1 protein-coding gene is annotated in these 559 nt (G+C 44.5%); it reads right to left on the bottom strand.

Annotated elements, in window-relative coordinates; translation table 11 throughout:
- Positions 1 to 559: Cna B-type domain-containing protein (locus tag HMPREF0629_RS07595; RefSeq protein WP_009222719.1), on the bottom strand; the 559-nt coding region annotated here is incomplete at both ends.

Here is a 559-nt window from a genome sequence, read left to right on the forward strand (position 1 = left end):
GTTATATCCGTTTATTTGTGTTGTATAGTCAGCTACAGCTTCTTCTGTTATCGAGTATGTTATCTTCTTTCCGCCTTCATATTCCGGTAGTCCTTTCCATGACCACTTCCAGCCGTCCGCTGCCGTTACTGTCTTTGTCTCCTTCTTTACAACAGGTCCGTCGCCTACTTTCTTCATCAGGTTAATCTTGATTTCTGTAGGTCTCTTTCCGTCCTGGTCGTTGTTATCGTTCCAAGTCTTTTCACCTTCGACATCTACCTTTCCAGGTGTACGGCTGTTTGTTACGTTATATCCGTTTATTTGTGTTGTATAGTCAGCTACAGCTTCTTCTGTTATCGAGTATGTTATCTTCTTTCCGCCTTCATATTCCGGTAGTCCTTTCCATGACCACTTCCAGCCGTCCGCTGCCGTTACTGTCTTTGTCTCCTTCTTTACAACAGGTCCGTCGCCTACTTTCTTCATCAGGTTAATCTTGATTTCTGTAGGTCTCTTTCCGTCCTGGTCGTTGTTATCGTTCCAGGTCTTTTCACCTTCGACATCTACCTTTCCAGGTGTACGG

The organism is Peptoniphilus sp. oral taxon 386 str. F0131 (genome assembly GCF_000090945.1).
GTDB lineage: Bacteria > Bacillota > Clostridia > Tissierellales > Peptoniphilaceae > Anaerosphaera > Anaerosphaera mikwangii.